Below are 24,375 nucleotides of genomic sequence, written 5' to 3' on the forward strand. Positions count from 1 at the left end.
TCAACTAATTGGTAACTGTTTAATGAACTCTAGCTTGTCGTTATTGCACCCATATCCATTTGAAAAGTTAAACCAGCTTTTTAAGGATATCACTCCTGCTAATCTTCCATTGATTCCACTATCAATTGGTGAACCTAAGCACCCAGCACCAGAGTTTGTTAAACAGGCAATCATTGACAACTTTAACCATCTATCAACTTATCCGAATAGTAAGGGTTTGCCAGAGCTTCGCCAAAGTATTGCAGAGTGGTTAACCAAACGCTTCAAACTGAATAGCATTAGTGCAGAAAATCATATTTTACCCGTATCAGGTACTCGTGAAGGGATTTTCTCATTTGTTCAGGCGCTCATTAATCGTGAAGACGCGCCGTATGTAGTAATGCCGAATCCGTTTTATCAAATTTATGAAGGTGCCGCGCTACTCGCTGGTGCAAAACCTTATTTCATCAATTGCACCGAAGAAAATGGTTATTTAGGTGATTTTGATGCTGTACCAGCAGAAGTATGGGAAAAAACAGCCCTTCTTTTTGTATGTACACCAGGTAACCCAACAGGTACTGTGCTTTCTAAAGAGCAATTCAAAAAGTTAATTGCCTTGTCTGATCAATATAATTTTGTTATTGCTTCTGACGAATGCTATTCAGAGCTTTGGTTCGATCAAGCACCTACAGGTTTGCTAGAAGTTTGTGCAGAACTTGGTCGTGATGATTATAAAAACTGTGTCGTATTCCATTCACTTTCTAAACGCTCAAACTTACCGGGTTTACGCTCAGGTTTTGTTGCTGGTGATGCAGAATTATTAAAACCATATTTGCAGTATCGTACTTATCATGGTGCAGCAATGCCTGTTCAACATCAGCTTGCATCAATTGCAGCATGGAATGATGAAAACCATGTTGAAGAAAACCGTAAGCAATATCGTGCAAAATTTGATTTATTCCAAAGCGAATTAGGTCACTTATTACCTCTGCAAAAGCCAGATGCTGGTTTTTATTATTGGTTAAAAGTTGATAATGATGAAACTTTTGCCAAGATGTTAATGGAAAAAGCACATATTAAGGTTTTACCTGGCCGTTATTTATCTCGTGACACAGATCAAGGTAACCCTGGGGAAAATCATGTGCGTATGGCTTTAGTTGCCGATTTAGCGCAATGCGAAGAAGTGGTTAAGCGTTTAAAAGCAATTCTCTAAGCATAAGTAAATTGTACAGCCTTTAGTAATATTAAAGGCTGTACACTACATTAACTATAAATAACCAGCAGTACTGCGAAAAATATAAAAGCCAAACTAGAGCAATAATATAGGCCCTTAGCAGAACGTTTAATCTGTTCTAGAACCCGATTTTGAAGCAATAAGCGAACCAATAATAAGTTCCAAGCAAGCACAACCCCAGTCATCCACGTACTCATCAGCAATTTTTGAAACAGACTAAAGTCATGCTGAATGAGCAACATTAAGCTGCTATAAAACATAATATTTTTCGGATTAAGAAGACTAGATTGTATTCCTAACATTAAGCTCTTAACTTTATCCTGCTGTTGATGCCCTTGATCCATCAAACCATTTTTTTCAATAGCAAAAGTTAAGGTGCCAGACCGAGCAGCACTAAAACAAAGGTAGCTCAAATAAACCAAATACCCCGCCCCAAGCCATTTAAGTACTAAAAGAATGTTCGTACTCAAATTTCCAAGCACCATAAATCCAAACATACACGCCATCAAAATCAAGGCATTACCAAAAGTAATTCCCACAATGACACCATATGTATAGCGCAAACCTTTTTGCAAAAGGCTGGTGAGAATCAGAAAGAAGTCAGGTCCCGGAGATAACAAAGCTAAAAAATGGGTAAAGGCAATAACTAAAAAAACTTCCATAACGGCTTCATCTGTAAAACAGTATGGAATAGCTTAAAAATAGAGAAAAATAATTTCTTGTAAATTATTGCGCGGCAACGAGTTGGAACTGACGAGGAGTGATTCCTGTATGGGCTTTGAAAGCTTTATGAAAATGGCTCTGATCACTAAAGCCTAAATTTACAGCCAGCTCTGCGAGTGGAATGCCTTGTTTTAATTGTGCTCTGGCCTCATTAATCTTTAAATTAATTTGAAATGCATGGGGTGTTAAGCCCACATTGGCTTTAAATAGGCGAATAATTGCATATCGACTAAGGCCCACCTGTTGGGCAAGCTCTTCTAAAGAAATAAATCGTTCGGATGATTTAATAATATGAATTAAGTCCAAAAAGCTTTCATACAAATATTGAGTTTTCTGTATTTCTTCTAATATAAAATGAGGTAATAACAACTGTGTAAGGCAATAGATCAGCGACTGTTCTTTTTCGAGAATTAATTTTTGAGAATCAAATAAAGTTTCATTCATATCAGAAAAAGCCTGATATAAATTTTCATCTTTAATAATGAGAGGTCTATGCTGGGGCAAATTTAAATCAAAGCCCTCTTGTTGAAACTCGGCATACCATTGATTAAGCCAAGATATATCCAGATGTAGCATCTGGTAACTCCAAGCCTGATCAGGCAGCGGGTTACAAGAATGTTCAATGTGGGCAGGCACAATGACTAATGTGCCGGCAGAAATCTTTTGTGCTGTACCAAATGAGCTTTGAAAAACGCTATTCCCTTCGTCTATAGCTCCAATTGAAAATGTTGGATGACTATGAGACTTATAACATGTTCGGCTAAAACAAGACCTTCTGGTTTCAACATAAGGCATTCGCCCATCTTGCCAAAACTCAAAAGCTTGGGGAATAGCGTTCATTGAATTCATTAACTTGCTAATGCTTTTTCAATATCAGCTTCTAAAGCTTCTGGTTTAGTCGTAGGAGCATAGCGATTTAACACAGCGCCATCTCTTCCCACCAAAAATTTGGTAAAGTTCCATTTAATCGTGCTACTACCTAAAATACCTTTAGCTTCACGTGTTAAATATCTAAAAATCACATGAGCTTCCGGTCCTTTTACATCAACTTTAGCAAACATCGGGAATTTCACCCCATAGTTGCGCTGACAGAACGTACCGATTTCTTTATTGTTGCCTGGATCTTGCCCCCCAAACTGGTTGCAGGGAAACCCTAAAACTTCCAAGCCTTGATCTTTATATTTCTCATAAAGTTTTTCAAGGCCAGCAAATTGTGGTGTAAAACCACATTTACTCGCAGTATTTACAATTAGTAAAACTTTACCTTTGTAATCAGCTAATTGCTTAACTTCACCCTCTAACAGTTCAGCTTCAAACTGATAAATATTACTCATGGATAGGTTTCCTCATCATTTTTTTCTTGTGATTTCAGTTGTAATGATGCCGAGTTTACACAATAGCGCAAACCAGTCGGCTGTGGTCCATCTTCAAAAACATGCCCTAAATGGGCTTCGCAATCATGACAAACAATTTCAGTTCTGACCATACCATGCGATAAATCGTCATGTTCTTCAATTGCAGTTGGCTCAATCGGTTTAAAGAAGCTAGGCCAACCACAACCACTGTCATATTTAGTATCTGATGAGAACAATTCTGCGCCGCAGCAACGGCAGACATAGGTACCATGTTGCTTAGTATTCCAGTATTGCCCCGTAAATGCAGGTTCAGTGCCCTTTTGTCGTGTAATCCGATACTCTTCTGGTGATAACTCTCTTTGCCATTCCCGGTCTGTTTTATTGACTTTTCCCATGACATGCACCTTTATTCTGATGTAAACATTTCTGATGATTGAGTTTTTATATTTACGCCATTCATCACAAAAACACTAGTCTCTGAACGTAAAATTTGTTGGAATTTAATCATCTAAGCAATAGAAAGCAAAAAGTAAGCAAAAATCAAAATCAAAAGTAAGCAAATTTATTTTTTATTTTCTTCCAAGGAAGCAAAGATGGTGCTATTCTTGTTTGGCACGGTTGTATAGGACAAAACATGTCTCAGAAAAAAAGTGTGCTTTTCCAGCAACTATTACCAGTTATCAAACAGTATCAGCAATCGGGCTTTACCCATGAAAAAATTGTTGAATTACTAAAAGATCAACACGATCTGAATTTGGTAACAGTTAAAACATTTAAAAGTTATTTATACCGATATGCAAAAGTGAATCCAGCTATGTCTAAAAATACTGCTACCCTCCAATCCATGCCAACTTCTCGAGAAATAAAGAAATCATCGAAGCTTGAGCATGTTTGTTATGACATTCGCGGACCAGTATTACGAGCCGCCAATGAAATGGAAGAGCAAGGACATAAAATCATTAAGCTAAATATCGGCAACCCTGCTCCATTTGGTTTTGAAGCCCCACAAGAAATTATTAATGATGTTGCTTTAAACCTACCAAATGCAATTGGTTATGTTGATTCAAAAGGTATCTTCCCTGCTCGTAAAGCAATTTGTCAGTATTACCAGCAAAAAGGGATCTTAAATATGCATGTCAATGACGTGTATATCGGTAATGGCGTTTCTGAACTCATTGTCATGGCGATGCAAGGCCTACTTGATGATGGCGATGAAATGCTAATTCCGATGCCAGATTACCCTCTCTGGACAGCAGCTGTTAATCTTTCAGGTGGTACAGCAATCCACTATAAATGCGATGAAGAAAATAGCTGGTATCCAGATATTGCTGATATTGAAAGTAAAATTACGCCAAACACACGCGGCATTGTCATTATTAACCCGAACAACCCGACTGGTTCAGTATATCCACGTCATGTGCTTGAACAAATTGTCGCACTTGCAAAGAAACATGACTTAATTTTATTTGCTGATGAAATTTACGACAAAATTATTTATGACGGCATTGAACATGTTTCTGTGGCATCATTAGCTGGTGACCAGCTATGCGTATCTTTTAATGGCTTGTCAAAAGCTTATCGTATCGCAGGTTTCCGTTCAGGCTGGATGGCAATTACTGGTGATAAAAGCCGTGCTGCTGACTATATCGAAGGTTTAGATATGTTGGCATCTATGCGCCTATGTGCAAACGTTCAAGCTCAATATGCGATTCAAACCGCCCTCGGAGGATATCAATCAATCAATGACTTGATTCGTCCGGGTGGTCGTTTATACGAACAGCGTAATATTGCTTGGGAAATGCTAAATGAGATTCCCGGGGTAAGCTGCGTGAAACCAGAGGGAGCAATGTATTGTTTCCCTCGCCTCGATCCAAACATCTATCCAATTGAAGATGACGAAAAGTTAATGCTTGATTTGTTACGTGCAGAAAAAGTGTTATTGGTGCAAGGTACGGGCTTTAATTGGCCAACTCCAGATCATTTCCGCGTGGTTTTCTTACCTGCTGAAAATGAATTACGAGAAGCAATTACTCGTTTAGGTCGTTTCTTAGCCAACCGTCGTTAAAAAAATGCATATCAAAAAAGGCATCTTAAATTGGATGCCTTTTTTGATAATTCTATTTTATTATTTAAAAAAAATAATTATCGCAAATACTTTCACCTTTCTACCCCTTAAAGAACAACACTTTGAAGTTAAATGTTTTTCATTGGAAATTTAATTCTTTTTATCTTTAAATTCACTTTAATAATTCATTTATATATTTTTTACCATACGTTTAAATTTGTGTGTAATTTCGCATTTTTCTCAATCTTAATTATGCAAAAAATGCATGGATCAATATATTTTTGCATTTCACACTGCTTCAAAATCGAGCAACAATCCCCTTCCATAACAACATCACCATATTCGATTCGGTTAAACAGATACAGATATCTAGGAAGATAAAATCGGTAGAACGACCGGACTGAACTAACAAGGAAAGCTTTCAATCATTCAAATCCCATCAAAGAATGATTGAATCAAATGGATAGAGGTTCATATGAAGCAAAAGAAATTGCTCAAGTATATTGTTATTGCTATTTTACTCGGCATACTGACAGGTTGGATTTGTCACCACTTTTTCAATGAAGGTGAACAACTCAAACAGATCGCTTCTTATTTCAGTATTATTTCAGACATCTTTTTACGCTTAATCAAAATGATTATTGCTCCATTGGTATTTGCCACAATTGTTTCAGGCATTGTATCAATGGGGAAATCTACATCAATTGGAAGTATTACACTTAAGTCAATGACTTGGTTTATTACTGCTTCGTTTGTATCGCTTGCAATCGGTATGGGTTTAGCTAACTTCTTCCAACCTGGTGCAGCTTTAGATTTAGCATTACCAACAGCTCAACAACTTAGTGGCGCCTCTCTCCCAGCGACCACTGGCTTTACACTACAATCATTCTTAAGCCATGTTTTCCCACGCAGCATTGCAGAAGCGATGGCCAACAATGACATCCTACAAGTACTCGTTTTCTCAATCTTCTTTGGTTCAGCTCTTGCCTTTGTAAATCAAGGTAAAGAAAAAGACTCAGTTATTGTTCGTTTGACTGAAGAACTTAGCAAGATCATGTTCCGTATTACCGATTACGTCATGATGTTCGCCCCTTTTGCAGTATTTGCTGCAATGGCTTCTGCAATTACAGTACAAGGTTTAGGCTTGATTGTTGACTACGGTATTTTAATCGCTGAGTTCTATTTCGGTCTTCTGTTGCTTTGGATTATTTTGTTCTCTGTTGGTGCAATCGTACTTAAAAAAGATATTTTCCGCTTAGGCAAATTAATTCGCGAACCTGTAACGCTTGCTTTTGCTACAGCTTCAAGTGAATCTGCCTACCCTAAAGTAATGGATGCACTAAATAAATTTGGTGTACCTAAAAAAGTGACTAGTTTTGTATTACCTTTGGGTTATTCATTCAACCTAGATGGTTCAATGATGTACACCACGTTTGCAGTACTGTTTATTGCTCAAGCTTACAACATCGATCTTAGCTTCACGCAACAAATCTTAATTCTGTTAACGCTTATGGTAACAAGTAAAGGTATTGCGGGTGTATCACGAGCTTCTATCGTGGTTATTTCAGCAACACTTACCATGTTCCATTTACCTGAAGCAGGCATTCTCTTATTGCTTGGTATCGATCAGTTCCTTGATATGGGTCGTACTGCAACAAACGTAGTAGGTAACAGTATTGCTACTGCCGTAGTTGCTAAACTTGAAGGTGATAAAGTAGCTGACACTGAAGAGCTACCAGAGCCTGTATTAATTAAATCAACTCAAGAACAAACGACCGCTTAAGTTTCTCTTTTCTCCCACTCTCCCAACTTAAGAGCAATTTTATATGACCTTATAAAATTGCTCTTCTTTTTATTCTAAAATTAAACAATAAAAATTTATCTGTATTTTCATATTAAATAATGAACCAAAAAATGCACTTTAACCCCTATTAAATTTTCTTAAAGTAAACCTTAAAAAGAGAATAAAAATCACCCAAACAGAATTCATATTCTTAGAAATAAACATCAAGTGATTAAATTTTAATTCATTTTATTAAAACTTAATTATATTAAACTATTGTAATTATTATTTAGTTTCCCTACCAAAAAATTTATATAACTTTATTTTTAAATAAAAACTTTTATAATCAATACAATATAAATACCAAATGGTAAATAAAACCCCACCACATCCATTATTTTTTAATTTTATAAAGATAAAAAAATCATTTGCTTTCTTTATATTAAAAAGCAAAAAAATCGAGATAAATTAGAAAAACTTAATAGATTTTTTATTTTATTCATGATATTTATTAACGCTGAATAAAAGCAATGACTAAGTAATTGTTGGTGAAACAAAATGCTATTCAGGGATGCTTCTTATTCAGCAAGTTACGAATATGTTTTACATGGTATGTATTTTGCTTAGGAAAAGCAGACATATTCGACAAACTTTTTTACTTTCGTCACTTCATAAGGATATTTTCGATGTTGACTAAAACTGTTAAATCTTTAGGTTTAGCGATGGGCTTATTGGCCTGCTCTCTCCCACTTTACGCAAAAAACAATGTAGTTGTTGTTGCCACTGGCGGTACTATCGCAGGTGCTGGCGCAAATTCAACAAACAGTGCAACTTACACTGCTGCGAAAGTTCCAGTTGATGCCTTAATTAATGCAGTTCCACAAATCAAAGATTTGGCGAATGTAACTGGTATTCAGGCATTACAGGTCGCTTCTGAAAGTATTACTGACAAGGAATTATTACAAATTGCTCGTCAAGTAAATGAGCTGGTAAAAAAACCATCTGTTAATGGTGTTGTGATTACTCACGGTACAGATACTTTAGAAGAAACAGCATTTTTCTTAAATCTGGTTGTTCACACTGATAAGCCGATTGTTATTGTTGGTTCAATGCGCCCTTCAACTGCTCTTTCAGCAGACGGCCCACTTAACCTTTATAGTGCAGTTGCTTTAGCAGCTTCTGATGATGCAAAAAATAAAGGCGTTATGGTTCTCATGAACGACTCTATTTTTGCTGCGCGTGATGTAACTAAAGGCATTAACATTCATACAAATGCTTTTGTTAGCCAATGGGGCGCTTTAGGTACATTAGTTGAAGGCAAGCCATACTGGTTCAGACAGTCTGTAAAACGTTTTACAAATGCTTCAGAATTTAATATTGAAAATATTAAAGGTGATGCACTTCCAATGGTACAGATCGTTTATGGCTCAGACTCTATGCTTCCAGATGCTTATGAAGCATATGCAAAAGCTGGCGCTAAAGCGATTATCCATGCAGGTACTGGTAACGGTTCAGTTGCGAACTATATCGTACCAACTTTACAAAATCTTCACGACAATAACGGTATTCAAATTATCCGCTCATCACGTGTTCCACAAGGTTTTGTAGTGCGTGATGCAGAACAACCTGACTCTAAATATGGCTGGGTAGCAGCACATGATTTAAATCCTCAGAAAGCGCGTCTTCTTGCAGCATTAGCTCTTACCAAGACTACCGATGCTAAAGAAATTCAACGCATGTTCTGGCAGTACTAAGTTTTTCAACCAGCTCAAACCTAGATGTTTGAGCTGGTCATATTTTATAAAAATAATGTCTTTTATATTAAATCTGTACAATAGATGTTCAACTCATTCTTCTTAAATAATAAAATCCTTAACAGTTTGCCAAAATATTAACCATTTCCTTTTAAGTTTGCGTGTTAAACTATGCCGTGGTCGCATTAAGGATTGGTTTATGCAGTTTGTTCATCTAGGTATTTATACAGAATTTTCGATTACAGAGTCGATAGTTCGCATACCTGACTTGGTCAATGCTGCGGTTAAAGACCAAATGCCTGCATTGGCATTAACTGATCTCTCTAACCTCCATGCGGCGGTAAAGTTTTATAATTCCTGTTTAAAAAAAGGAATTAAGCCGCTTTTAGGTAGCACAATTCGCCTTGATGATGCTCAACATCGTGTCACCTTACTTGCAATGAGTGATATTGGGTGGAAAAGTCTGACCGAAATCGTTTCACGCGGTTTTATTGAAGGACAACAGCTCAGTATTCCATGTGTACAAAAAGAATGGGTACTTGAACAGCATCAAGACATTATCGTTTTACTTGGCCAGCATAGTGATGTTGGTCAGATGCTTTGCTCATCTAACCCTCAAAAAGCTGCTCCCCTTTTAGAAGCATGGCTCGAAAAGTTTGGTAACCGTGTTTATCTTGCTTTAACACGTACTGACCGCCCGGGTGAAGAAGACTTTATTCAAGAAGCAGCTAAGCTTGCTGCACAATATAATGTTGGTGTAGTTGCACATAATGATGTGCACTTTGTAGAAAAAGAAGATTTTGAGGCACACGAAGCACGTGTTTGTATCGCTGATGGTTATGTATTAGCAGATAATCGCCGTCCACGGACGTATAGCCCAGAGCAGCACTTTAAAACCTCAGATGAAATGATCGAGTTGTTTTCTGATATTCCTAGTGCTATCGAGAACACCTATCATATTGCCAAACGCTGCAACGTTAAACTACAACTCGGTACTTACTTTTTACCTGACTATCCAATTCCAGATGGTTTTACCATCGACACTTATTTTGAACATTTATCAAAAGTAGGTTTGGAAGAGCGCTTAAATTATCTTTACCCTGTTGAAAAACGTGGCGAGGACTGGGCAGAGATTCGTAAGCCTTACGATGAACGAATTGATTATGAAGTCGGTATTATCCTTAAAATGGGTTTCCCAGGATACTTCCTCATCGTCATGGACTTTATTCAATGGGCAAAAAATAATGGTGTTCCTGTAGGGCCAGGTCGTGGTTCAGGTGCGGGTTCTTTAGTCGCATATAGCTTAAAAATTACTGATCTTGATCCACTTCGTTACGATCTACTCTTCGAACGTTTCTTGAACCCTGAACGTGTATCGATGCCTGACTTTGACGTCGATTTCTGTATTGCCGGACGTGACCGCGTCATTGATTATGTATCGCGTACTTATGGTCGCGAAGCCGTTTCACAAATTGCAACTTTCGGAACCATGGCAGCAAAAGGTGCGATCCGTGATGTTGCGCGTGTATTGGGTAAATCTTACGGTTTAGCTGACCGTATTTCAAAAATGGTGCCTACCAAACCGCTCGGTGTGGACTTAGCCACCGCTATTGATATGGAACCTCAGCTTAAAGATATTGTGACCAACCCATCTAACCCAGATAACGACGATGCAAGCGAAATCTGGGAAATGGCATTAAAATTAGAAGGTGTAACTCGAAATACTGGTAAACATGCCGGAGGTGTAGTCATTGCACCAGGTAAAATCACCGATTTCTCGGCTGTACTTTGTGATGCAGATGGAACGAACCGTGTTGCTCAATATGATAAAGACGATGTAGAAGCAGCAGGTCTGGTCAAATTCGACTTCTTGGGCTTACGTAACTTAACCGTTATTGAAGACGCGATCCAAAATATTAATAAAAACCGCGACAGTAATGATCAGCTCAATATCTTGCATGTTCCTCTAGACGACGCTAAAGCATATTCTGTCTTTGCCGATGCAAATACAACAGCGGTATTTCAGTTTGAATCCGTCGGCATGAAACGGATGCTTAAAGAAGCACGTCCAAGTAAATTCGAAGAAATTATTGCGTTCGTATCATTGTATCGTCCAGGTCCAATGGACCTTATTCCTGACTTTATTCACCGTATGCATGGTGGAGATTTTGAATATCTCCATCCCCTTCTTGAAGGTGTATTAGAGCCGACATACGGGATTATGGTTTATCAGGAACAGGTGATGCAGGCTGCACAGATCTGTGCAGGTTACACCTTAGGCGGCGCAGACTTATTACGCCGTGCAATGGGTAAAAAGAAACCTGAGGAAATGGTCAAACAGCGACAAATCTTCTTAGAAGGTGCTGCTGAAAAAGGGATTGACGAAAGCACAGCCAACCATATCTTTGACTATATGGAAAAGTTTGCAGGCTATGGTTTCAACAAATCTCACGCGGCTGCTTATGCCCTAGTTGCCTACCATACTGCATGGTTGAAAGCTCATTACCCTGCTGAGTTTATGGCAGCCGTCATGACATCGGAAATGCAAAACACAGACAGTGTTGTATTCTTGATTGATGACTGTCGAAATAATAATCTTGATGTCTTACCACCATCGGTCAACATGTCGACTTATCACTTCCATGCGAGTAATGATAAAACGATTGTTTACGGTTTAGGTGCAATTAAAGGCGTCGGCGAACAAGCAATGCAGTCAGTTATTGACTCTCGCCGACAATATGGCCCTTATACAGATCTATTCGATTTTTGCCATCGTATTGATTTAAAGAAAATCAATAAGCGTACTCTTGAAGCTTTAATTCGTGCGGGTGCACTCGATTGCTTAGGTATTGAACGTGCAAGCTTAATGGCTCAATTGCCTGAAGCTGTTCAAGCTGCTGAACAAGCTCGAAGTAACCGTGAAAGCGGTATTATGGATTTATTTGGTGAAGTTGAAGAAGTTCAGCGTAAGCCAGCTAAACCTGTAAAACCGTGGAGCGATGAAGTTCGTCTCAAAGGCGAAAAAGATACGCTTGGTTTATATTTAACGGGCCATCCAATTGATGTTTATCGACAAGAACTCAAAGCATTTATTCCTGTAAAACTAAATGAAATTACAGCTACGCGTCGTGGCGTTACAACAGTTTATGCAGGTTTGGTCATTGATGTCGCAAACTTCCCGAACCGAGTTGTTATTGTACTTGATGATGGTACGGCACGTATTGAAGTCAGCTGTAACCATGAGCGCTTCCAACGTTTCAAAGATATCGTTCAAGTGGAACGTGTTGTAGTTTTCGAAGGTGAAATCTATGAGCGAGAAGGCTTTGATCGTCCAATGGGACGTTTAACCAAAGCTTTCACCTTAAATGAAATAAGACAAAAACGTGCTAACAGTATTCAAATCAAATTAACAGAAGAGTTCATGCAACCAACATTGGCAAAAGATCTGCAAAACATGATCTTGCCATTTTGCAATGTAGATATGCATCAACATATCGCTCTACAGTTACAGATTGATCAACCCTATGCTCAAGCCGAGCTTCTGTTTGGTCCGCAATGGAAAGTCGCTCCTCTAGATGAATTACTTGCTAAGCTCAGAGATTATTTTGGTAAAGATAATATTTATATTGAATATCAAGTGAAGTCGAAAGCGGCTAAAGCAGCAGACCCTGTTCGTCCACATGCTGTTGCCTCTCCTCCTGCGGGTATGTCTATGGACGATGCATTGGATTTATACCAAAGCGAAGTTTCTCAATATTCGTAATTTCTGGAAATCTTATGAGTTCGTTTGACCACACCACCGTGTCAAAACAATTAGCACAAGTGCGTATTGTCATGGTAAATACAACTTTGCCTGCCAATATTGGTAGTGCTTTACGTGCCATGAAAACAATGGGACTAATTAAATTAGTTCTCGTAGCACCCAAAACATATCCTCATCCAGATATACAAGCACTTGCTGCCGGTGCCCAAGATTTATTTGAGCACCTTGAGATTGTAGATACCCTAGAAGATGCGATTAAAGATTGCCATTTGGTTTTTGGAACAAGTGCACGTAGTCGCACCATTCCTTGGCCTTTACTTGATGTGCGACCTGCTGCTAAAGAAGCCATTAAAGCAACCACTCAAGGACAACAAATTGCGATTGTTTTTGGTCGTGAAGACCGTGGTTTAACTAACGAAGAATTAGCACTGGCAAATTACCATTTAACGATTCCTGTAAATCCGGACTATGGGGTATTAAATGTTGCGCAAGCGATTCAAGTCGTATGTTATGAGCTTCGCATGTCTGCTCTGGAACAAGACAAAGTCGATCAGAATGTAGATGAAATGCCATTAGTGCAAGGCCAAAGCATGCAATGGGATGAACCTTTGGTTACTCAGCAACAAATGGAAGAGTTTTATCCTCACCTAGAAAAAATGCTGACTGAAATTGAATTTTTAGATCCAGAGAATCCACGTTTATTGCCTTTACGCTTGCGTCGTTTGTTTGGTCGTATACAATTAGATCGTATGGAATATCATTTACTTCGCGGTATTTTTAGTCGTGTGCAAGCCCTAACAAGTGGTAAATGGAAAAAAGCATTATCTGACAAGGAGGATCAACCCAATGCTTAAGCAGCTTAAAGAAGATATAAAGGCTGTATTTGCGCGAGATCCTGCTGCCCGCAATACACTCGAAGTTCTTACGACCTATCCTGGCATTCATGCAATTATGATGCATCGTGTTGCACATGAATTATGGCAAAAAGATTGTAAAGGTGCAGCTCGCCTACTTTCTTCATTTAGCCGTTTTGCAACAGGAATTGAAATTCATCCAGGTGCTAAAATCGGTAAGCGTTTTTTTATTGATCATGGTATGGGTGTTGTGATTGGTGAAACTGCTGAAATTGGTGATGATGTTACGCTTTATCATGGGGTTACATTAGGTGGTACAACATGGAAGACAGGCAAACGTCACCCAACTTTAGAAGATGGCGTTGTCGTTGGTGCTGGCGCGAAAATTTTGGGGCCATTTACGGTAGGTAAAGGTGCTAAAGTCGGTTCAAATGCTGTAGTGACTAAAGCTGTTCCTGCTGGTGTGACTGCTGTAGGAAACCCTGCTCGCTATATTTATAAAGATGCCGACAAAAATAAAGATGAAGAACGTCGCCGCGATTATGCTCAAAGTATTGGTTTTGCCCCATATGCGACAACTGCTGATCAGTCAGACCCTATTTTAGAAGGTATGCGCGTTTTGCTTGATCGTATTCAGCACAATGAAACGCGTATGAATAATTTATGCCAGCGTTTATCAGAGCTAGACCCTAGCTTCAAAAAAGAAAACCAAGATGAACAACCTTTTAGTGATGAAGAGCTAAAAATTCTTGAAGAAGTGCGTCGTGAATGTGGTGCACAAAACAAGATATCAAAAACGTAATATTCTTGATTCATAATGTAACACGCTTACTCTTGCATGTCGGTTTAGCTTTTCCTAGACTTACCACTACCAAATCTGACTTTACTAAAATGAACGGAAGATCCTATGAATTTTAAGCCTTTGGCATATATCATCCTTGCGACCTCAAGTTTAACAGCTTGTACAATGGCACCTGTAAAACAACAAAAAATTGAGCCTTTTGTTTTCAAGGAACCAGAGCTTACTCCTCCTTTTTATGCACTAAATCCTTTTAACTATGATCAACCACCAGCATTTGAAGTTGCGTTAAAAGACGCTGCTGCACAGCCGGTAACGAAAATGGTGGTTAATCGTCAAGATGACCCAACCAAACAGCTTACTCTCGACACCAATAAACTGATTGTTCCGACTGTAAATAACACACAGCGTTCAATGAAATACGCAGTTTTGGCAGGTGATAATGAAATTGATGTTACAAGCATTGATGACTTCTTACAGTTAGTGGAAGGCAAAGCACGTCACTATCCACCTCGCTTTACTGACCGCCAAGAACGTAAAGGCTTCGAAAGTAAACTTAAAGAAGTAACACAGCAGCTTGATACACTTGCTGCAAACCCAAATGCATCATTTGATATTTTACTTCGCGCTTTTAAAGCAAGTGTTCTTGCACGTAACCTTGATTTAGGTACTGTTCATACCACTAGATCTTTAGAATATGCTCAAAGACTTTTAAAAATTAATCCAGATGATGCGGAAGCAAACTTCTGGTTCGGTTTTGGCTTATCTGAAGGTGGTGGTCAACGCGAAGCGATTCCATATTTAGATAAAGCAATTAAAGGTAATGTTCAAGAAGCATATTTAGCTGCTGCAAATAACTATATTGCGATGGAGCAAAAGAAAAATGCGATCCAGACGCTTAAGAATTATAAAGTTAAATATCCAGATGAATCGGAAATTGCTGATCGTTTAATTCAAGAAATTGAAAAACAAGGTCGTTGGAATGTATGGCAAGTTTTAACTAACCCTGCAATGTCTGCAACTACCCCTAGCACAACATCTAAAAAATAAGCCTAATTAGATAAAAAAGGGCTGTTTTGACAGCCCTTTTTTTTATTTGATCATTTGAAAAATATTTTAAAATTTGTATGATCTACCTACCATTGAGCCACTAAATTTTGACCATAATGTTTTCAATAAAAAGAAGCAAAACAGTATTGACGGTCATACTACTCGGTTCAATTCTGAGTGGTTGTCAGGTCGTGAATGTTAAACAGCAAGCTTTGAATGTAACTATTGCAAATGAACGTAATAGTATTCTTACGCAAGATAAACTCAGCGAAGCAAGTCTGAATGTTTTATCAATGTCTGGTCAGGAAGCTAAAGTTTGTACTGACACACCTGATAACTGTGTAAATCAACTCAAAAAATTACCTCAAATTTTAGATGAACAGTTCTTATCAGCTGCAAGTGAAATGTATCTGGCAAAAGCAATGGCTTTGTCAGATTCATCTAATTGTAAAATTAGTAGATTTACTAAACATAAGTCTGAAGAAGAACAAACCAATATTCAGAACAAATATGATGATTGTTTAGACCAGCAATTAAATTTACTGGATAAAAGTATTCGTTATAGTTACGCCTATTTGTTTTCAACGAAGCGTCAGCCTACTGACCGTATTTTTGATAATAGACAAGTTCAGATTCGTGACTTCTATAATCAGGCAATTGCCAAAATGGTCGGTGCTTATGATTTGAGACACCCTCAAAAAAATGGTGTTGAACCCCAAATTCATATTGGTAAAAATGTTTATTCAATTGATTTTGAATTTCATAGACAGTTAACAGGTCAAAAATTAGAAAAATTAATTTCAAGTTATAACTTAAATTTTTCAGGGTTAAGAACCATTAACCGTCGTGATGGTTTTGGATCTGAATTTGTAGCGGTTTTTCCGAGTTCAGGAAAAGAAGATATTAATGAGTATATTTTAGACCCACTTAAATACAATTATAAAAATGGCGTTAACCCAAATATTCATCATGCACGTTATTTGGCTGCAACTATTGTAGCTGAACCAAAACATGCGACCACCGTTGAAGAAATTATTAATAATCCTGAATTCGTGATTCGGGTTTACGATCCATACCGGACCGACAATATTAGTGTAGCAGGAAAACAATATCCTCTAGCGGCCAACTTTTCCGCGCCTTACGGCCTATGGTTAGCCGAGAACAATTTAGGTGTTGCGGCTTATTTAAGTCTGATTGATCGTGATCAGCATTTAACCATGCCACACCTATATATGCTTGAACCATACAATCCAAATAAAAAAATTATTGTATTAGTCCATGGGCTCGCAAGTAGTCCTGAGGCATGGATTGCTTTGACTAATGATGTTATGGGTGACACGGTTTTAAGAGATAATTATCAAGTTTGGCAAGTTTTCTATTCGACTAATATGCCGATTCTGGAAAGCCGTTTCCAAACTTATGCCCTTCTTAAGCAAGCTTTTGGTTCTTTGAACCCTAATGATCCTGCTGCACATGATGCTGTACTGGTTGGACATAGTATGGGAGGTATTATTAGCCGTTTACTGGTAAGTGATGGCGATATTACCAAGCCTGCTTTAGAGCTAATGACGACACGTCAGCAAAACCGCTTTAAGAAACATCCAATGGTTACTGAACGATTGCAAATGCATTCAATCAATAATTTTGATCGTGCAATTTTCTTGGCTTCTCCTCATCGAGGTACAGATTATGCAGATCGCTGGTTTACATTAGCAGCGCGTAAAGTTATTCGCCTACCTGGTGCTTTTTTATCAGCTGTAGCAACTTCACTCACAACCGAAAATTTAGATGTTAAAGATTTCTTGAGTAATATTGATAGTGGTTTGATTCAAAATGGTCCAAGCGATTTGAGTCATCAGTCCAAATTTATGGAGCTTACAGAAAATATTAATCCTCATAAAGGCTTGGTTTTTCACTCAATTATGGGAAATATCACCAAGAGCGATGATCCAAACGTAATTACAGATGGTATCGTCCCTTATAAGAGTGCTCACTTAGAAGGTGCCAAATCTGAGAAAGTTCTTCCAGGTGGACATTCAATTCAATTAACGCCGCAAGCTGTATTGGAATTACGTCGTATTTTACGAGAGCATTTAGTCGAACATGGTTTATATAAACCATAAAAATAAAAAAAGCCAAAGGATAACCTTTGGCTTTTTTGTTTCTGGATCTAAATTTTATTGCCCAGAACGAATGATGTAATCAAACGCAGAGAGTGATGCTTTAGCGCCTTCACCTGTAGCAATAATGATTTGTTTGTAAGGCACAGTTGTACAGTCACCCGCAGCAAATACACCTTTCACATTGGTTTCGTTGCGGTCATTTACAATGATCTCGCCACGGTTAGTTAACTCAAGCTCACTGTCTTTCAAGAAGTCAGTATTTGGTAATAAACCAATCTGTACAAAGATCCCTGCAAGCTCTACCACATGCTCTTGATCAGTCGCACGGTCTTTATATTTAAGACCAGTTACTTGTGATCCATCGCCTAACACTTCAGTACTTAAAGCATTCATGATCACAGTTGTGTTTGGCAAGCTATGCAGTTTGTTTTGCAAGACTTGGTCAGCACGTAGTTTGGTGTCGAACTCAACTAAAGTCACATGCTCAACAATTCCTGCAAGGTCAATTGCAGCTTCAACACCAGAGTTACCACCACCAATCACGGCAACACGTTTGCCTTTGAACAAAGGACCATCACAGTGTGGGCAGTACGCGACACCACGGGTACGGTATTCTTGCTCACCCGGTACATTCATTTCTCTCCAACGTGCACCTGTTGAAAGGATTACTGTTTTCGATTCAAGCTTTGCACCATTTTCAAGTTCAACTTCAACCAGACCATTTACGGTTTGATCTGCACCAACGATTTTGCTGACACGTTGCAGGTTCATGATATCAACATCATATTCACGAACATGTGCTTCCATTTCGGCAGCAAACTTAGGACCTTGAGTCTTTTGCACAGATGTGAAGTTTTCAATATCCATGGTATCCATGACCTGACCACCGAAGCGTTCAGCCACGATACCTGTATTAATGCCTTTACGTGCTGCATAGATCGCAGCAGTTGCACCCGCAGGACCACCACCAATCACTAACACATCAAACGCATCTTTGGCATTCAATGCTGCTGCATCTTTTTCAGCAGAGTTGGTGTCGAGTTTTGCTACGATTTCTTCAAGGGTCATACGACCTTGACCAATGTGTTCATTATTCTGGAACACCATTGGAACCGCCATGATTTTGCGTTGTTCAACTTCGTCTTGGAAGAATGAACCATCGATCATGGTTGCCGTTGTGTTCGGGTTATAAATCGCAATCAGGTTAAGCGCCTGTACCACGTCCGGACAGTTATGACAGCTTAGCGATACAAACACATCAAAATCAGCTTTGAGGTTTAAACCTTTAATCTGGTTGAGCACTTCATCAGACACTTTAGGAGCATAGCCAGACACTTGTAACAGTGCCAAGATCAAAGATGTAAACTCATGGCCCATCGGTAAGCCAGCAAAGAACACACGAGGTTGTTCACCTGCTTTAGCCACACCAAAGCTTGGACGACGTGTATTTTTGCCATCAAAACGAGCAGTCACCTTGTCAGAAAGTTCAGCAATTTCGGTAACTAGCTCTTTAATTTGAGCAGCTTTATCTGATTCATCCAAAGCAGCAACTAATTCGATTGGACTTTCTAAACGTTCTAGGTAAGCTTTTAATTGAGTTTTAATGTTTTGATCTAACATCTGTTTTTACTCCAATGCATCCAAATTCTTTCAATAGATGCATAGTACGTTAAAACACAAAATAGGTGAAACAGTATGTTTTTATAGATTTGATCGGTTTTTTAGATTTAATTATTATTCACTTCAATCAAAAAAAGCCAACCTGAACTCATCCAGCGCAGGTCGGCAAACTGGTTAAACTAGAGTAAAACAACACCAAATACAGCGCCTGCAATCAAGACATGTAAGGGATGAACCTTTTTAATTAAAGATAATAACGTTGCAACGACGACCATAATGACAAGTAAAGTATTTATTGCAGCCGCCTCAGAAATAATCCAGGCACTGGCAAGTACCGTTCCAACAGTGACTGGTTGTAATGCAAGCTGTAAAACACGGCGCCATTTCTTATCTTTAAATTTTGACCAACCTCTCATTACAAATACAGTAATAATAGATGAAGGTAGAAATTTGGCAGTTGATGTCACAAGTAACCCCGATAACCCTGCTACATGCCATCCCACCAACGGTACAATCATCATGTTTGGACCAGGGGCAGCTTGGGCTATTGCGAATAAGGCACTAAATTCTTGTGCAGTCATCCAATGGTGAATATCAACGACTTGACGTTGCATTTCAGGCAAAATTGTATTGCCGCCACCAAAAGCAATAAGTGATAACTGAGTAAAAATGATGGCTAAAGTAAGTAGAACTGCACCCATTACACACGTCTCCAAATAACAGCTGAATAAAATGACAACAAAACCAGCATGGTCAAAAGCAAGGAGATTTTCAGAAAAGCGATGCTGACAATTGCTACTACAACTACACACATCGCTAATGGATTACGTAATAAGGGCTTGAGCATTTTCAACCCTGTTGCAACCAGTAGCCCAGCCGCTGCTGCTGCTAGTCCTTCAAAAAGATGCTTGACCATGAGGTTATCTTGGAACTGCTCATAGACATAATGTAAAAGTACAACAATTACCGTCGGTGCAAAGATTAAGCCAATCAGTGAGCTCACTGCACCACGAATACCACGAAACTCCATGCCAATCGCAACAGATAAATTAATAATATTGCCACCCGGTAAAAATTGACACAGACCAAGTAACTCAGTGAATTTTTCAGGACTTAGCCACTGTCTCTGCTCTACAACAACTTTTCGTGCTAAAGGCAGCACACCGCCAAATCCAATTAAACCTAATGTTAAAAAACCTAAAAATAGTTCTGTGCAGCTCGGTACACTCTCCTTCTGCACGGCAATCTCAACATGGTTCATTTTCGTTACTTTTCACTTTATCTGACCAAGATAGAATGATACTTTTATGACATATCTACAAATGCTTTTATTTTCTTTAACCATACTCTAAAGGTATTCCTATGCTAGATTTGCACAAGCTTCATGCCTTTGTTGTGGTTGTTGAAGAAAGAAACATTACCCACGCGGCAAACCGATTATTTATTCAACAGCCGCCGTTAACGCGTTTACTCAAAAAACTGGAAGAAGAACTCGGGACACAATTACTTGTTCGGCAACCACGTGGGATTGAACCGACTGAAGCAGGTTTAGCATTATTTAAAGAAGCACAAATTTTATTAGAGCATGCCAAACATATTCCTAAATTAGTTCAAGATGTCAGCCAAGGTAAAACAGGACAACTCAATATTGGTTTTACAAGTTCTGCAGGCTTGCATCCGCTCATTTCACTCGTATTACGCTCCTATCGAGAAATATATCCAGGGGTACAAACCAAACTTGAAGAAGCAGGTAGCCAAAAACAATTAGATCGGTTAATCTCGGAAAAACTTGATATCGCCTTTTTAAGAGCCCCGATTAGTCGTGATATTGGGTTAAAACATCTTCATATATTAGATGAGCCAATGATGGTGGCATTGCCTATAGGACATCCACTTACGCAAAAAGAAAAAATTAGTTCAAGTGACTTATCAGATGAAAATTTTGTTTTATACCGTCGCTCTTCAGGACAAGGTTTATATGACAATATTTTATATAGTTGTTATCAAGCAGGTTTTAGCCCACGTATTATTCAGGAAGCACCTCGACCTACCGCAACATTAAATTTAGTCGCTGCTGGAATTGGTATAACTATTGTACCAGCCTCAATGCATAACTTCTGGGACCATGAAATTATTTATCGCGAATTTGATAGTTCAATAAAACTTAATGCTCCTCTTTACTTGATTACAAGAGAAAATGAAAATTCAGCCAAAGTGGCAAATTTTATTGACCTATTGCAGACATTATTGCCTACCATCTAAATTCGTATTAAATATCAATAAAAAAGTGCTCTAATGTGAGCACTTTTTTATTGTCATCAATCTACTATTTTTGATTGATTCGTTTAGATAATTCTTCTGCCGATTCTTTACGTTCCGAATAGCGATCTGTCAGATATTGTTTTTGTCCACGTGTTAATAAAGTGAACTTATAGAGTTCCTCCATTACATCGACAATTCGGTCATAGTAAGAGGATGGTTTCATACTTCCATCTTCTTCAAATTCTAAAAAAGCTTTAGCAACTGAAGACTGATTCGGGATCGTAATCATACGCATCCAGCGCCCTAAAATGCGCATTTGATTCACAGCATTGAAAGATTGAGAACCTCCACTAACCTGCATAACAGCTAAAGTTTTACCTTGAGTTGCACGAATTGCTCCGCCAGCTAAGGGAATCCAATCAATCTGAGCTTTTAAAATCGAACTCATCGCACCATGACGTTCTGGTGAACACCACACCATACCTTCTGCCCAAGCCAAAAGCTCATGCAACTCTTGCACTTTAGGATGATCTGTTGCTGCATCCTCTGGTAAAGGTAAACCTTTAGGATGAAAAATTTTGACCTCGGCACCTAAATATTCAAGAATTCGGCCAGCCGTCAACACAGCAAAACGGCTATAAGAACGCTCACGATTAGACCCATATAGCAATAAAATGCGTGGTGGATGTTCAAGTTGCTGTGCTTGCACTTGTTCAAAGGTAGGCTTATCTAAAAGATTTAACGCTACATTTGATAAATCATTGTTAAGACTGTTCATGTGAGAAATACTTTTTCTTGAGCCAAAGAGAAACTGAAACGAGTGAAATTAAAACCGGAACCTCAACTAATGGTCCTATGACTGTAGTAAATGCTACAGGTGACGCTAAACCAAATGTTGCAATCGCAACGGCTAAAGCGAGCTCAAAGTTGTTACCCGCAGCGGTAAATGAAATGGCAGTGGTACGTGGGTAGTTATTCCCCATACGTTTACTCATAAAGAAGCTAATGAAGAACATCACCACAAAGTAAATCGTCAGTGGAATTGCAATTCGTAGTACATCTAAAGGTAAGCTCACCACATCACCACCTTTTAAGCTGAACATCGCCACAATGGTAAAAAGTAATGCAATCAAACTAATTGGACTAATTTTTGGCAAGAATTTAGTTTGATACCAATCTAATCCTTTTGCTTTCACTAAAATGAGTCGCGTTAGAAAACCCATTAAAAATGGAATACCTAAATACACCAATACAGCATGGGTAATGGTCCAGAAATTCACATCAATGACTTGACCCGCCACACCAAAATACGGCGGCAAGAAAGTTAAGAAAAGCCATGCATAAGTACTAAAGAATAAAATCTGGAAGATACTGTTAAAAGCAACTAAAGCAGCAACATATTGGTTATCCCCACATGCCAAACTGTTCCATACCAATACCATTGCAATACAACGTGCCAAGCCTATCAGGATTAGACCTGTCATATATTCCGGATAGTTATGCAGAAAAATAATCGCTAAAGCAAACATCAAAATTGGAGCAATTAACCAGTTTTGTACTAAAGACAAAGCCAACGTTTTTTTATCTTTAAATACTTCGGGTAAAGCTGCGTAATCTACCTTTGCCAAAGGTGGATACATCATTAAAATTAAACCAATTGCAATCGGAATATTAACGTTATCTACACTGAGTTGATTCAAAGAAACCGAGGCTTGAGGAAAGAAAACACCTATTGCCACCCCTAAACCCATGGCAATAAAAATCCATAGCGTTAGGTTCCGGTCTAAAAAAGAAAGGCCTTGTTTAGTCATGTTCTGCTCAATGAAAGAATTTATGAGTTTTACTTGTCATATAGGAATGATTTATTCCGGTAACTTAAACAAGCAAACATTTTCAAATAAAGTTTTTCAAACCTTAATCACAGCAAGTCGCTATTGATAAAGGTTGATCCAGTTGTTGAGCCATAGTTCCGTCTTGATGCTTTTCTATAACTTTTAAAATATCCAACGCCCATATAGGTAAAACTGGATTTAAGCTGTAATAAACCCACTGTCCTTTTCTTTCATCGAGTAATACGCCATGGGTACGCAGTAGAGCTAGATGTCTAGAAATTTTCGGTTGGCTTAAATCTAGCTGTTCTGTTAGCTCACAGACACATATGTTTTGTTTGTTTAAAACTAATTTAAGAATATTTAACCGAGTGGGGTCTGAAAGACATTTAAAAAAATCGACTTGAGTAATCATGTCAGCAACAGTTCATATTCGTTATTGCAAATATACGGATATCCATATATAAATGCAATATCTTAATTCGGCGATAAATTTGTCATGACTGAGCTAGTGAAGATTTACCATAACCCTGCTTGCGGCACCTCACGTAATACGCTTGCACTTATTCGTCACGCTGGGATTGAACCCATTGTTATTGAATATTTACAGACACCTCCTAGTAAAGATGAGCTTACTCAACTCATTTCACAAGCTGGATTAACCGTTCGTGATGCAATTCGTAAAAATGTTGATCCATATAAAGATTTAGATTTGGAACAAGACAGCTGGACAGATGAACAATTAATTGATTTTATGGTTCAGTACCCAATTTTAATTAATCGTCCGTTTGTAGTGACTTCAAAAGGTACACGTTTGTGCCGCCCTTCTGAAATTGTCCTTGATATTTTAGATTCAGAAAACTTAGGCTATTTTGCAAAAGAAGATGGTGAAGTGATCATTAATGAACAAGGTCAACGAATAAAATAATTTAAGATTCTCATCAATATAAAAAGCTAAATGGCGCAATACCATTTAGCTTTTTTGTTAAATGAAAAAGGTTAAAAGTAGGATTTAATAAAAGGAAGGAGTTGTTCTCCTATCACCATGCCTAATAAACCGACTAATGCAACAAGAGGTGGAGCTGGCGACTTCACATTTAAAACATAATATAAGATACCAACGAGCAACCCTACAGCCAAAGATAATAAGTACATTTTCATGGTACATACCTTAGAGAACCA

General features: G+C 38.3%; 22 protein-coding genes. 11 read left to right on the forward strand and 11 right to left on the reverse strand.

Features of this window, described 5'->3' with window-relative positions; genetic code table 11:
* Window positions 1-22 precede the first annotated feature (22 nt).
* Window positions 23-1,192, forward strand: a complete 1,170-nt coding sequence (dapC, locus tag HL290_RS06670; RefSeq protein ID WP_198496400.1) for a succinyldiaminopimelate transaminase — start codon at window positions 23-25, stop codon at window positions 1,190-1,192.
* Between the two features lie 50 nt (window positions 1,193-1,242).
* Here the strand turns inward: dapC and HL290_RS06675 are convergent, their stop codons facing one another.
* The 4 genes from HL290_RS06675 to msrB all read right to left on the reverse strand — a co-directional run bounded on the left by HL290_RS06675 (window position 1,243) and on the right by msrB (window position 3,686).
* Window positions 1,243-1,875, reverse strand: a complete 633-nt coding sequence (locus tag HL290_RS06675; protein WP_198495978.1) for a LysE family translocator — start codon at window positions 1,873-1,875, stop codon at window positions 1,243-1,245.
* Window positions 1,876-1,939: 64 nt separating this feature from the next.
* Complete coding sequence (locus HL290_RS06680) at window positions 1,940-2,785, reverse strand: AraC family transcriptional regulator (RefSeq protein WP_198495979.1); 846 nt, start codon at window positions 2,783-2,785, stop codon at window positions 1,940-1,942.
* A complete protein-coding gene (locus HL290_RS06685) occupies window positions 2,785-3,270 on the reverse strand; it encodes a glutathione peroxidase (protein WP_003651303.1) in 486 nt (161 codons plus the stop codon). The genes HL290_RS06680 and HL290_RS06685 overlap by 1 nt, the downstream gene beginning before the upstream one ends.
* Window positions 3,267-3,686, reverse strand: coding sequence for a peptide-methionine (R)-S-oxide reductase MsrB (gene msrB / locus HL290_RS06690; RefSeq protein WP_004792889.1), 420 nt, complete (start codon window positions 3,684-3,686; stop codon window positions 3,267-3,269). Before msrB ends, HL290_RS06685 begins: the two co-directional genes overlap by 4 nt.
* Before the next feature lie 239 nt (window positions 3,687-3,925).
* Between msrB and HL290_RS06695 the strand changes: the two genes are divergently transcribed.
* From HL290_RS06695 to HL290_RS06730, 8 genes are all read left to right on the forward strand, one after another.
* Complete coding sequence (locus HL290_RS06695; protein WP_132070211.1) at window positions 3,926-5,356, forward strand: pyridoxal phosphate-dependent aminotransferase; 1,431 nt, start codon at window positions 3,926-3,928, stop codon at window positions 5,354-5,356.
* A gap of 475 nt (window positions 5,357-5,831) precedes the next feature.
* The gene (locus HL290_RS06700) at window positions 5,832-7,139 is read left to right on the forward strand and encodes a dicarboxylate/amino acid:cation symporter (RefSeq protein WP_198495980.1); all 1,308 of its coding nucleotides are present in this window, start codon (window positions 5,832-5,834) and stop codon (window positions 7,137-7,139) included.
* A gap of 686 nt (window positions 7,140-7,825) precedes the next feature.
* Complete coding sequence (locus tag HL290_RS06705) at window positions 7,826-8,893, forward strand: type II asparaginase (protein WP_198495981.1); 1,068 nt, start codon at window positions 7,826-7,828, stop codon at window positions 8,891-8,893.
* Window positions 8,894-9,092: 199 nt separating this feature from the next.
* Entirely contained in the window at window positions 9,093-12,656 is a 3,564-nt protein-coding gene (dnaE, locus tag HL290_RS06710) for a DNA polymerase III subunit alpha (protein ID WP_017390496.1), read from the forward strand.
* A gap of 14 nt (window positions 12,657-12,670) precedes the next feature.
* A complete protein-coding gene (locus HL290_RS06715; RefSeq protein ID WP_005041281.1) occupies window positions 12,671-13,510 on the forward strand; it encodes an RNA methyltransferase in 840 nt (279 codons plus the stop codon).
* Complete coding sequence (gene cysE, locus HL290_RS06720) at window positions 13,503-14,312, forward strand: serine O-acetyltransferase (protein ID WP_005041283.1); 810 nt, start codon at window positions 13,503-13,505, stop codon at window positions 14,310-14,312. The genes HL290_RS06715 and cysE overlap by 8 nt, the downstream gene beginning before the upstream one ends.
* 105 nt (window positions 14,313-14,417) lie before the next feature.
* Window positions 14,418-15,359: an ABUW_2363 family tetratricopeptide repeat lipoprotein gene (locus tag HL290_RS06725; RefSeq protein WP_045432885.1), complete on the forward strand. Its 942-nt coding sequence runs from the start codon at window positions 14,418-14,420 to the stop codon at window positions 15,357-15,359.
* Between the two features lie 116 nt (window positions 15,360-15,475).
* Window positions 15,476-17,482 carry an esterase/lipase family protein gene (locus HL290_RS06730; RefSeq protein WP_198495982.1) on the forward strand — a complete coding sequence of 669 codons (2,007 nt, stop codon included), beginning with the start codon at window positions 15,476-15,478 and terminating at the stop codon, window positions 17,480-17,482.
* Window positions 17,483-17,536: 54 nt separating this feature from the next.
* On the opposite strand, the gene ahpF is transcribed toward HL290_RS06730, so the two are convergent.
* The 3 genes from ahpF to HL290_RS06745 form a co-directional block, all read right to left on the reverse strand.
* Window positions 17,537-19,102: an alkyl hydroperoxide reductase subunit F gene (gene ahpF / locus HL290_RS06735; RefSeq protein ID WP_198495983.1), complete on the reverse strand. Its 1,566-nt coding sequence runs from the start codon at window positions 19,100-19,102 to the stop codon at window positions 17,537-17,539.
* Between the two features lie 179 nt (window positions 19,103-19,281).
* Window positions 19,282-19,803 (reverse strand): chromate transporter, encoded by a 522-nt coding sequence (locus HL290_RS06740; RefSeq protein ID WP_005041292.1) that lies wholly within the window; start codon window positions 19,801-19,803, stop codon window positions 19,282-19,284.
* Window positions 19,803-20,363 carry a chromate transporter gene (locus HL290_RS06745; RefSeq protein ID WP_005041294.1) on the reverse strand — a complete coding sequence of 187 codons (561 nt, stop codon included), beginning with the start codon at window positions 20,361-20,363 and terminating at the stop codon, window positions 19,803-19,805. Before HL290_RS06745 ends, HL290_RS06740 begins: the two co-directional genes overlap by 1 nt.
* Window positions 20,364-20,464: 101 nt before the next feature.
* Between HL290_RS06745 and HL290_RS06750 the strand changes: the two genes are divergently transcribed.
* The gene (locus HL290_RS06750; protein WP_198495984.1) at window positions 20,465-21,364 is read left to right on the forward strand and encodes a LysR family transcriptional regulator; all 900 of its coding nucleotides are present in this window, start codon (window positions 20,465-20,467) and stop codon (window positions 21,362-21,364) included.
* Between the two features lie 64 nt (window positions 21,365-21,428).
* Here the strand turns inward: HL290_RS06750 and arsH are convergent, their stop codons facing one another.
* The 3 genes from arsH to HL290_RS06765 form a co-directional block, all read right to left on the reverse strand.
* Window positions 21,429-22,142 (reverse strand): arsenical resistance protein ArsH, encoded by a 714-nt coding sequence (gene arsH / locus HL290_RS06755; protein WP_198495985.1) that lies wholly within the window; start codon window positions 22,140-22,142, stop codon window positions 21,429-21,431.
* Window positions 22,129-23,175, reverse strand: a complete 1,047-nt coding sequence (gene arsB, locus HL290_RS06760; protein WP_198495986.1) for an ACR3 family arsenite efflux transporter — start codon at window positions 23,173-23,175, stop codon at window positions 22,129-22,131. The genes arsH and arsB overlap by 14 nt, the downstream gene beginning before the upstream one ends.
* A gap of 103 nt (window positions 23,176-23,278) precedes the next feature.
* Window positions 23,279-23,608 (reverse strand): ArsR/SmtB family transcription factor, encoded by a 330-nt coding sequence (locus HL290_RS06765; RefSeq protein WP_045436426.1) that lies wholly within the window; start codon window positions 23,606-23,608, stop codon window positions 23,279-23,281.
* 84 nt (window positions 23,609-23,692) lie between these two features.
* Here HL290_RS06765 and arsC point away from each other — a divergent pair, with 84 nt between their 5' ends.
* Window positions 23,693-24,121, forward strand: a complete 429-nt coding sequence (arsC, locus tag HL290_RS06770) for an arsenate reductase (glutaredoxin) (RefSeq protein ID WP_198495987.1) — start codon at window positions 23,693-23,695, stop codon at window positions 24,119-24,121.
* A 71-nt stretch (window positions 24,122-24,192) separates the two neighbouring features.
* Here arsC and HL290_RS06775 read toward each other — a convergent pair whose 3' ends face one another.
* On the reverse strand, window positions 24,193-24,354 hold the full coding sequence (locus HL290_RS06775; RefSeq protein ID WP_058061669.1) for a DUF1427 family protein: 162 nt from the start codon (window positions 24,352-24,354) through the stop codon (window positions 24,193-24,195).
* Window positions 24,355-24,375 lie beyond the last annotated feature (21 nt).

Origin of the sequence: Acinetobacter sp. AC1-2, from assembly GCF_016124155.1 — a bacterium.
GTDB lineage: Bacteria > Pseudomonadota > Gammaproteobacteria > Pseudomonadales > Moraxellaceae > Acinetobacter > Acinetobacter calcoaceticus.

What these genes read in the sequence shown, in the direction of transcription:
- dapC (WP_198496400.1), top strand. Translation starts at nt 23, where the DNA reads ATGAACTCTAGCTTGTCGTTATTGCACCCATATCCATTTGAAAAGTTA.
- HL290_RS06675 (WP_198495978.1), bottom strand. Translation starts at nt 1,875, where the DNA reads ATGGAAGTTTTTTTAGTTATTGCCTTTACCCATTTTTTAGCTTTGTTA.
- HL290_RS06680 (WP_198495979.1), bottom strand. Translation starts at nt 2,785, where the DNA reads ATGAATTCAATGAACGCTATTCCCCAAGCTTTTGAGTTTTGGCAAGAT.
- HL290_RS06685 (WP_003651303.1), bottom strand. Translation starts at nt 3,270, where the DNA reads ATGAGTAATATTTATCAGTTTGAAGCTGAACTGTTAGAGGGTGAAGTT.
- msrB (WP_004792889.1), bottom strand. Translation starts at nt 3,686, where the DNA reads ATGGGAAAAGTCAATAAAACAGACCGGGAATGGCAAAGAGAGTTATCA.
- HL290_RS06695 (WP_132070211.1), top strand. Translation starts at nt 3,926, where the DNA reads ATGTCTCAGAAAAAAAGTGTGCTTTTCCAGCAACTATTACCAGTTATC.
- HL290_RS06700 (WP_198495980.1), top strand. Translation starts at nt 5,832, where the DNA reads ATGAAGCAAAAGAAATTGCTCAAGTATATTGTTATTGCTATTTTACTC.
- HL290_RS06705 (WP_198495981.1), top strand. Translation starts at nt 7,826, where the DNA reads ATGTTGACTAAAACTGTTAAATCTTTAGGTTTAGCGATGGGCTTATTG.
- dnaE (WP_017390496.1), top strand. Translation starts at nt 9,093, where the DNA reads ATGCAGTTTGTTCATCTAGGTATTTATACAGAATTTTCGATTACAGAG.
- HL290_RS06715 (WP_005041281.1), top strand. Translation starts at nt 12,671, where the DNA reads ATGAGTTCGTTTGACCACACCACCGTGTCAAAACAATTAGCACAAGTG.
- cysE (WP_005041283.1), top strand. Translation starts at nt 13,503, where the DNA reads ATGCTTAAGCAGCTTAAAGAAGATATAAAGGCTGTATTTGCGCGAGAT.
- HL290_RS06725 (WP_045432885.1), top strand. Translation starts at nt 14,418, where the DNA reads ATGAATTTTAAGCCTTTGGCATATATCATCCTTGCGACCTCAAGTTTA.
- HL290_RS06730 (WP_198495982.1), top strand. Translation starts at nt 15,476, where the DNA reads ATGTTTTCAATAAAAAGAAGCAAAACAGTATTGACGGTCATACTACTC.
- ahpF (WP_198495983.1), bottom strand. Translation starts at nt 19,102, where the DNA reads ATGTTAGATCAAAACATTAAAACTCAATTAAAAGCTTACCTAGAACGT.
- HL290_RS06740 (WP_005041292.1), bottom strand. Translation starts at nt 19,803, where the DNA reads ATGGGTGCAGTTCTACTTACTTTAGCCATCATTTTTACTCAGTTATCA.
- HL290_RS06745 (WP_005041294.1), bottom strand. Translation starts at nt 20,363, where the DNA reads ATGAACCATGTTGAGATTGCCGTGCAGAAGGAGAGTGTACCGAGCTGC.
- HL290_RS06750 (WP_198495984.1), top strand. Translation starts at nt 20,465, where the DNA reads ATGCTAGATTTGCACAAGCTTCATGCCTTTGTTGTGGTTGTTGAAGAA.
- arsH (WP_198495985.1), bottom strand. Translation starts at nt 22,142, where the DNA reads ATGAACAGTCTTAACAATGATTTATCAAATGTAGCGTTAAATCTTTTA.
- arsB (WP_198495986.1), bottom strand. Translation starts at nt 23,175, where the DNA reads ATGACTAAACAAGGCCTTTCTTTTTTAGACCGGAACCTAACGCTATGG.
- HL290_RS06765 (WP_045436426.1), bottom strand. Translation starts at nt 23,608, where the DNA reads ATGATTACTCAAGTCGATTTTTTTAAATGTCTTTCAGACCCCACTCGG.
- arsC (WP_198495987.1), top strand. Translation starts at nt 23,693, where the DNA reads ATGACTGAGCTAGTGAAGATTTACCATAACCCTGCTTGCGGCACCTCA.
- HL290_RS06775 (WP_058061669.1), bottom strand. Translation starts at nt 24,354, where the DNA reads ATGAAAATGTACTTATTATCTTTGGCTGTAGGGTTGCTCGTTGGTATC.